The sequence below is a fragment of the Paraburkholderia sp. RL17-381-BIF-C genome, from assembly GCF_046026435.1.
Taxonomy (GTDB): Bacteria; Pseudomonadota; Gammaproteobacteria; order Burkholderiales; family Burkholderiaceae; genus Paraburkholderia.
In genome coordinates this window covers 38,620-45,297 of sequence record NZ_JARESX010000060.1, presented here as the reverse complement: position 1 = coordinate 45,297, position 6,678 = coordinate 38,620, and the positions used below count along the sequence as shown (strand labels likewise).

The following is a 6,678-nucleotide window of genomic DNA, read 5'->3' as shown; positions in this document are numbered from 1 at the left end:
CCCCCCCGCGCCCAAATCCCTCAAATCACCTGCGTTATGCCCCCCTCACAACCCCGGGGGGCCCGGGCCTGGCGGCCCCCCCGGCGTCCGGCGAGACTGGTCCAACTTCAATGTGGCGTAGGGCAAATACAGTATGGGGGAGAGTGAAGCGCCGTGATTAACGATCACGCCAGGTCTTCACATCATCTCCATTTCCCGCATCTGCCCCAGGCCGAAAAAACGGCCTAACTCCTTGGCCAATTCATTCAACACGCTCATTTCTTTCTGTGAGATACGGCGTGGCTCCTGACTATGCGACCAGTCGCCGTATAAGAGCGCCACGGTCGTGTCGCTCTCATCGACGACGGGTAGCAGCACGAAGGCGCGGGCGTCGTCGAATGAGCGGCGGAACCATTCGGGTAGCCTCGCGACCATCTTCGGATCGCGCGCGTTCTCGATAAAGATGCCCACCGAGTTCGCGATCGCGAGATGAAACACGTCGGGCTCGAAGGCGGTATTGAAGGTCAGCCTGGGTAACGCCGCGTCGATCTTCGGTCCGAGTCCCAAACGCGCCTTGAACGTGCCGTTGCTGTGCTTGACGAACACCACCGTGCGCGCGAAGCCGAGACCCGCCAGCAGCGTTTCCGCGGCCATGGCCAAAGCCGGCGCGAGCGGGCTGCCCTCGGGCAGGCCGCGCAGATCCTTGACCCCCACCGCAATGCGCGCCTCGGGATTGAGCGCCTCGCGCGCGATCGCGTCCGCGTTGGCGCGCAACTCGACGATTTCGCGCATTACGCCGTCGCCGCCTTCCTCGCGGGCGAGCGCGACGCTCATGCCGAGCAACACTTCGGGATCGGTATTCAGCGCGCCGCTATATTCGCGCGCCAGTTCGGCGATGCGCTGCTCGCGCTCCCAGTCCGGCATGTTCTGCTGGGTGAGCACGTCGGCGACCGCCGTCGAGTAATTCGTGATGGCGCGCAGCCACTGCACCTGGCGCGGCTGCGTGACGTCCTGCGGGTCGAACTCGCCCATACCGGAGCGGATCATGTCGGGCAGGCGCCAGCGCACGGCGGCTTCGGCGCCGATCTCGTCGAACGTGACGCCGAGCACCAGCACGCAGGCATCGGCTTCGAGCGCGCCGTCGTCGATGTGACGGCGAATCTGGTCCCATTCGGCGTCGAGATAGAACACCACCAGCAGCTTGCCGATCTGGCGCATCAGCGTGCAGACCACGGCTTCCTCGCCAGCACGCAGATCGCCGCGCTCGGTCAGCTTGCGCGCGACGCAACCCGACAGCAGCGTGCGGTTCAGTTCAAGTTTCGCGTCGATGCGGCGCGGCGCGCTGTGATGAAAGTGATCGACGATCTTCAGGCCGACCACGAGGTGGCCGACCGCGTCCATGCCGAGCACCATCAGCGCGCGCGACACGGTCGTGATGTTGCCGCCGAACGCAATGTACATGGCCGAGTTGGCGAGCCGCAGCACCTTTTGCGTCAGGGCGAAATCGGACAACACCACCTGCACGAGGCCGGTGAAGTCGAGGTCGTCGTTATTCATCGCCGCCATGGTGGTGCGCAGCGACTGCGACAGCATGGGGAAATCGCCGCGCTCGCTCATTCGCGTCCAGAGCCGGTCGAGCACCGCCGCCTTTACCATGTGAGTCCCGCAAAAGCCATACGTGTTCCAATGAGTGCCACGCCGGCCCGAGGCCGGCTTGTTCCGCTGCTAATCCACGCAAATGAGCACACACATGAGCCCGCACATGAGCCCGCATATGAGCGGGCGCGTGAGCCGTTACATGAGCGCTTTGCCTGCATCGCTATGCGGTATGCAGATGAAGCGTGCGCGCTTCGAACCGCAGCGCGAGTTCGTCGGAGGGCAGCGCCTTGCAGACGAGCCACCCCTGGATGTGGTCGCATCCCATCTCGGTGAGCAGGGTTCGTTGCGCTTCCGTTTCGACGCCCTCGGCCACCAGTTCGAGATCGAGTGTCTGCGCGAGGCCCACGACGGCGCTAACGATTGCCTGATCGTTTCGTGAGGTTAGCAGATTCTCGACAAAACTCCTGTCGATCTTAAGCTTGGCGAGCGGGAAGCGTTGCAGGTATGCCAGGCTCGAATAGCCGGTGCCGAAGTCGTCGACCGCAAAACGGATGCCCATCGCCGTCAGGTCTTCGAGCAGGCCCTTGGCGTGCGCCGGGTCGTGCATCAGCAGGCTTTCGGTGATCTCGAATACGAGGCGGCGCGGATCGATGCCGGTCAACGCGATCGCCTCGCGCACGGAGTCCTTGAAGCGCGGGTCGCGGAACTGCTGCGGCGACACGTTCACTGCTACATATTGCAGGGCGATACCTTTGGCGTCCCACTGGATCAACTGCATGCAGGCCACCTTCAACACCCAGTTGCCGAGGAAGTTGATCAGGCCGATCGACTCCGCAAGCGGGATGAACATGGACGGCGGCACCAGCCCGTGCACCGGATGCGACCAGCGGATCAAGGCCTCCACGCCGACCACGCCGTGCGTGCGGCTGCTCGTGATCGGCTGGAAGTGCAGCGAGAATTCGCCGTTGCGCACGCCGTCGTAGAGATCGGCCTCCAGCTTGAGGCGCTCGGCGTCGGCTGGGTTGTCGTCGGGGACGTAAAAGGCGAGCGTATTGCCGCCGGCCGCCTTGGCCTGCAAGAGGGCATGGTCGGCCCAGCGCAGCAGATGGGTGTCGTGCGCGGCGGTGTCGTTGGCGTGACGCACGTCGGGATAGAGCGCAATGCCGATGCTCGCCGACAGGTGCACCTGCTGGCCGTTGAACACATACGGCTGCTGGATCGCGGTCAACAGGCGCCGCGCCAGCGCTTCGGCGGCGGCCGCCGCGTCGGTGCGGCTGGCAGCGGGCTTGATGAGAATCGCGAACTCGTCGCTCGCCACGCGCGCCACGGTCTCGCTCGGGCTCGTCATGTTCAGAATGCGGCGCGAGGTGTCGCGCAGCATTTCGTCGCCGGCGTCGTAGCCGAGCGCGCGGTTCACGCGCTGATAGTCGTCGAGGTCGAGCAGCAGCAGCGCGGCTGGCGTGCCGTGCGCGTCGGCTTGCTGCTGGGCTTCGAGCAGCGCCGGGATCAGTGCCGGCTGGTTGGCCAGATTGGTCAGGCGGTCCAGATGCAGCGCCTGGGTCAGACGTTCCTCGGTGGCGCGCCAGGCCGACACGTCGAAGCCGGCGATCGCATAGCCTTCGGTGCCGTCGTGAGTGCTGCGCACCACGCGCAACTCGACGGTGATCGGGTAGGTGAGCGACTTGATCAGGCCGAGCGTCGCCTTTTCGACATTGCCGGAGACGGCCGCGCGCGTGAGCAGGGCGTCGAGGCGCGGCACGTCGGCCGGCGCGACGAGATCGTGCAGCGTGATGGTCTCGAGGTACTCGCGGTGATAACCGATGAAGCGCAGGCTGGCGTCGGACACATAGAGGAAGCGCAACTCGTCGTCGACGTGCGCCAGCAGGTCGACGGCGCCGACCACCTGTTCCAGTTGCGCAGTGCGGCTTGCTCCCGCCTGCGGTTTGCCATGCTCGCGCCGGCCGAGCGCACGAAGCCGGTCGATGACCGTGCGCAAGGAGCCCCGGCGGGGCGCGGTGATCCTGTTCGCTTCCATGTTTATCGCTGGCAACCTGTATTCGTCTGCAGGCGGGGCGGCTGTTTCCGCCTGGGTCGGCGGTCGAGAGGGTATCAGGCCGCCCCATCAGATCGAGATAACGGCCCAGGCCGGAAAATCTTTAGCGCGTGCTGAGAAAAACATCCGGTAAGGGATGTATGTGCGCCAAAGCGTCGCCTGGAGACCGAATCAGTTAAAGTGCCACGGCCCGACGTCCGTTAATATGGGAAACCCGTTGTGCAGTGCCGGCTATGACGCCGCTGCTGCGTAGCTTTCCGAACACTTGCACCGATGCTCATGTCTGACCGCCATCAAGCCGGGGCCCTTGCCCGGCACAGCGAGGTGCTCGAGTCGACTGCCGAAGGCTGCGAACCGCCGCCTCCCGTGCAGTTCGTCTATCTGGGCCGCCAGCCGATCCTCGATCGCGACGGCGCGCTCAATGCTTACGAGCTGTTGTTTAGAGCCGGCGCGCATAACTACGCCGAAGTCACCGACGACGCCCAGGCTACGGCGCAGGTCGTGGCGCGCGCGATCGGCGGGATCGGCGTGCCGACCGTGCTGGGCCGGCATCGCGGCTTCGTCAATATCGACCGTGCGCTGCTCTTTAGCGACATCGTCCATGTGATGCCGCCCGAGCGCTTCGTGCTTGAGATTCTCGAGACGGTGCGATTCGATGCGCAATTGGGCCGCCGTCTGGGCGAGTTGCGCCGCGCCGGCTTCCAGGTGGCGCTCGACGACGTCAGCGAACTGTCGGACGAGTTGCTCGCCGCGCTGCCCTACGCGGACATGGTCAAGATCGACTTCATGCAGACCGACCGCGCGGTGCTGCCAAAGCTCGCATGCCTGTTGCGCGGGCAGGGCAAGACGCTGATCGCCGAGAAGGTGGAGACGCGCGAAGACTTCGCGCTGGCTCGCGACCTCGGGTTCGATCTGTTTCAAGGCTATTTTTTCGCGCGCCCTCAGGTGCTGGCCGCGCCGCGCAACCGCTCGCCGCGGCCGGGCCTGCTGCGCCTGCTCGCGTTGCTGTCGAGAGATGCCGGCATTACCGAACTCGAAGCCGAACTCAAGCTGAATCCGAGCGTGGTGGTGCAACTGCTGCGCCTCGTCAATTCGAGCGCATTCGGCTTGGGGCGCAATATCGCGTCGCTGCGCGAGGCGATCATCGCCACCGGCACGCGGCAGATCGCGCGCTGGGCGCAGCTGCTGCTCTATGCCGATAGCGGCGAGCTGCCGCTGCGCGCCGATCCGCTGGTGCAACTGGCGGGCACGCGCTCGCGTTTCATGGAGCTGGCCGCGGCCTGGCTGCATCCGTCCGATGACGAGTTTGCCGATGCCGCGTTCATGACCGGTATTTTTTCTCTGATTCACGTGGTGCTCGGCAGCTCGCCAGGCGCGGCGCTGGAGAAGCTCGGCCTCGCGCCGCAGATTCGCGAAGCGATCGTGTTGCGGCAAGGCGAGCTGGGCACCTTGCTGCGCCTTGCCGAGGCGGCCGGCGCGGGCGTCGATGCGGCGTCGATCGCGCTCGGCCCCGATGCGCCGGCCGGCTTCGTGGCCTTCACGCCTGAAGTGTTGGCGGAGCTGAACCTGTCGGCCGCGGCCTGGTTCGGCGCGCATATCGGAGAAGTGGTGACCTGACGGGCGGCCGGCCGGTCTCGCACTGCTTTCCGTGCGGAGCAACGGGTTGGCGCGGGTTGCCGTAGGTTGTCGTTGTCGGACTGACGGCAACGACTTGCGCATCCTTTCGGCGGGTTCTTACGTACCTTGTGAGTACGTGGTCCAATAGCGAAGTCGGCTGGCGTTCTGATGAACGCGGCGGCCCCGTTTTCATTGGATGAACCGCGTGCATCAACGCCTGGAGGAACAGACAGATGAAGAAGAAACTCATATCGGCGGCACTGGCCGCAGCCGTGTCGGTGGGATTCGCGCTGCATTCGCTGACGGCCTCGGCGACCCTCAAGCCGGGCGACGTGGCGCCGGCTTTCACTGCGCAGGCTTCGCTGGGCGGCAAGACCTACACGTATTCGCTCGCGGACGAACTGAAGAAAGGGCCGGTGGTGCTGTACTTCTATCCGGCCGCCTTCACCACGGGCTGCACGATCGAAGCGCACGAATTCGCGGAAGCCGTCGACGAATACAAGAAATATGGCGCGACGGTGATCGGCGTGTCGCACGACAATATCGACACCTTGACGAAGTTTTCGGTGAGCGAATGCCGCAGCAAATTCCCGGTCGCGGCCGACGCCGATTCGAAGGTGATCGGCGCGTATGACGCCGGCATGCCGATGCATGCGTCGATGGCCAATCGCGTGTCGTATGTGATCGCGCCGGACGGGAAGATCATCTATGAGTACACGAGCCTGTCGCCGGAGAAGCATGTCGAGAACACGCTGAAGGCGGTGAAAGACTGGGCCGCGACACACAAGCCGTAAAGTCGAAAGCGGGCGCTCACGCATTTCCCGCCATGGTTTCTTGCGGTGAGAGGTGAGTGCCGCGCGTGCCAGGCTGAGTTTTTCGTCTAGTGAGCTTGCGATGCCAATTATCGTTGCGTTGATGGCGCTGGTCGCGCTGGTGTACGGCGCGGTCCGCGCGTTTTATGCCCTGCAGGCAGCGTTCGGACTGGCCGTTGCGCTGGGCGTTGCCGCGCTGGCCGTTTTCCTGGTGATGGCCGCTCTGGCTTATTGGTGGCGCCGCCGCAAGGAAGTGGCGCCGAATGTCCGCAATGGTGACTGGACTCACGAACTCCAGGGCAGTTGGGGATCGGTCCGGCTCGCGGCCGGCAAGCGCCTGTGTGAGATTCGGCTCGGCGAGCAGCACGGTGCCTATATCTTCGCCGATCTGCTGGAGGCCGAAGCGCAAGGCCGCGAGGCGCAAGCGCAGGTCGCCCTGAAGGTCAAGGACGCGGCGCGCGAGGTGTGGGTATTGCCCATGTCGAGCGAGCGGCAGGCGAGGCAATGGCAGCGGATTTTTCTGCTTGCGAGAGAGCAGAAGCTGTGAGGCCTCGCGTGCTCTAGCGCGTGCCTTGGGGGTGTTGGTCGTCAGTGCACAGCCCCATGGCGCCGCGTTGG

The 6,678-nt window shown here is 64.9% G+C and carries 5 protein-coding genes; 3 read left to right on the top strand and 2 right to left on the bottom strand.

Annotated elements, in window-relative coordinates:
* Positions 1-177: 177 nt before the first annotated feature.
* Both P0D70_RS27885 and P0D70_RS27880 read right to left on the bottom strand, forming a co-directional pair.
* Positions 178-1,635: an HDOD domain-containing protein gene (locus P0D70_RS27885; protein WP_091795002.1), complete on the bottom strand. Its 1,458-nt coding sequence runs from the start codon at positions 1,633-1,635 to the stop codon at positions 178-180.
* 163 nt (positions 1,636-1,798) lie between these two features.
* Positions 1,799-3,613, bottom strand: coding sequence for a putative bifunctional diguanylate cyclase/phosphodiesterase (locus P0D70_RS27880; RefSeq protein WP_408186836.1), 1,815 nt, complete (start codon positions 3,611-3,613; stop codon positions 1,799-1,801).
* A 297-nt stretch (positions 3,614-3,910) separates the two neighbouring features.
* On the opposite strand from P0D70_RS27880, the gene P0D70_RS27875 reads away from it, so the two are divergent.
* The 3 genes from P0D70_RS27875 (at position 3,911) to P0D70_RS27865 (ending at position 6,607) form a co-directional block, all read left to right on the top strand.
* Positions 3,911-5,248, top strand: a complete 1,338-nt coding sequence (locus P0D70_RS27875) for an EAL and HDOD domain-containing protein (RefSeq protein ID WP_091800600.1) — start codon at positions 3,911-3,913, stop codon at positions 5,246-5,248.
* Between the two features lie 233 nt (positions 5,249-5,481).
* Complete coding sequence (locus tag P0D70_RS27870; protein WP_408186835.1) at positions 5,482-6,042, top strand: peroxiredoxin; 561 nt, start codon at positions 5,482-5,484, stop codon at positions 6,040-6,042.
* A 100-nt stretch (positions 6,043-6,142) separates the two neighbouring features.
* Entirely contained in the window at positions 6,143-6,607 is a 465-nt protein-coding gene (locus P0D70_RS27865; RefSeq protein ID WP_408186834.1) for a hypothetical protein, read from the top strand.
* The last annotated feature ends 71 nt before the right edge of the window (positions 6,608-6,678 follow it).

Excerpts from the sequence above, each read along its gene's own strand:
- P0D70_RS27885 (WP_091795002.1), bottom strand. The coding sequence starts at position 1,635 with ATGGTAAAGGCGGCGGTGCTCGACCGGCTCTGGACGCGAATGAGCGAG.
- P0D70_RS27880 (WP_408186836.1), bottom strand. The coding sequence starts at position 3,613 with ATGGAAGCGAACAGGATCACCGCGCCCCGCCGGGGCTCCTTGCGCACG.
- P0D70_RS27875 (WP_091800600.1), top strand. The coding sequence starts at position 3,911 with ATGTCTGACCGCCATCAAGCCGGGGCCCTTGCCCGGCACAGCGAGGTG.
- P0D70_RS27870 (WP_408186835.1), top strand. The coding sequence starts at position 5,482 with ATGAAGAAGAAACTCATATCGGCGGCACTGGCCGCAGCCGTGTCGGTG.
- P0D70_RS27865 (WP_408186834.1), top strand. The coding sequence starts at position 6,143 with ATGCCAATTATCGTTGCGTTGATGGCGCTGGTCGCGCTGGTGTACGGC.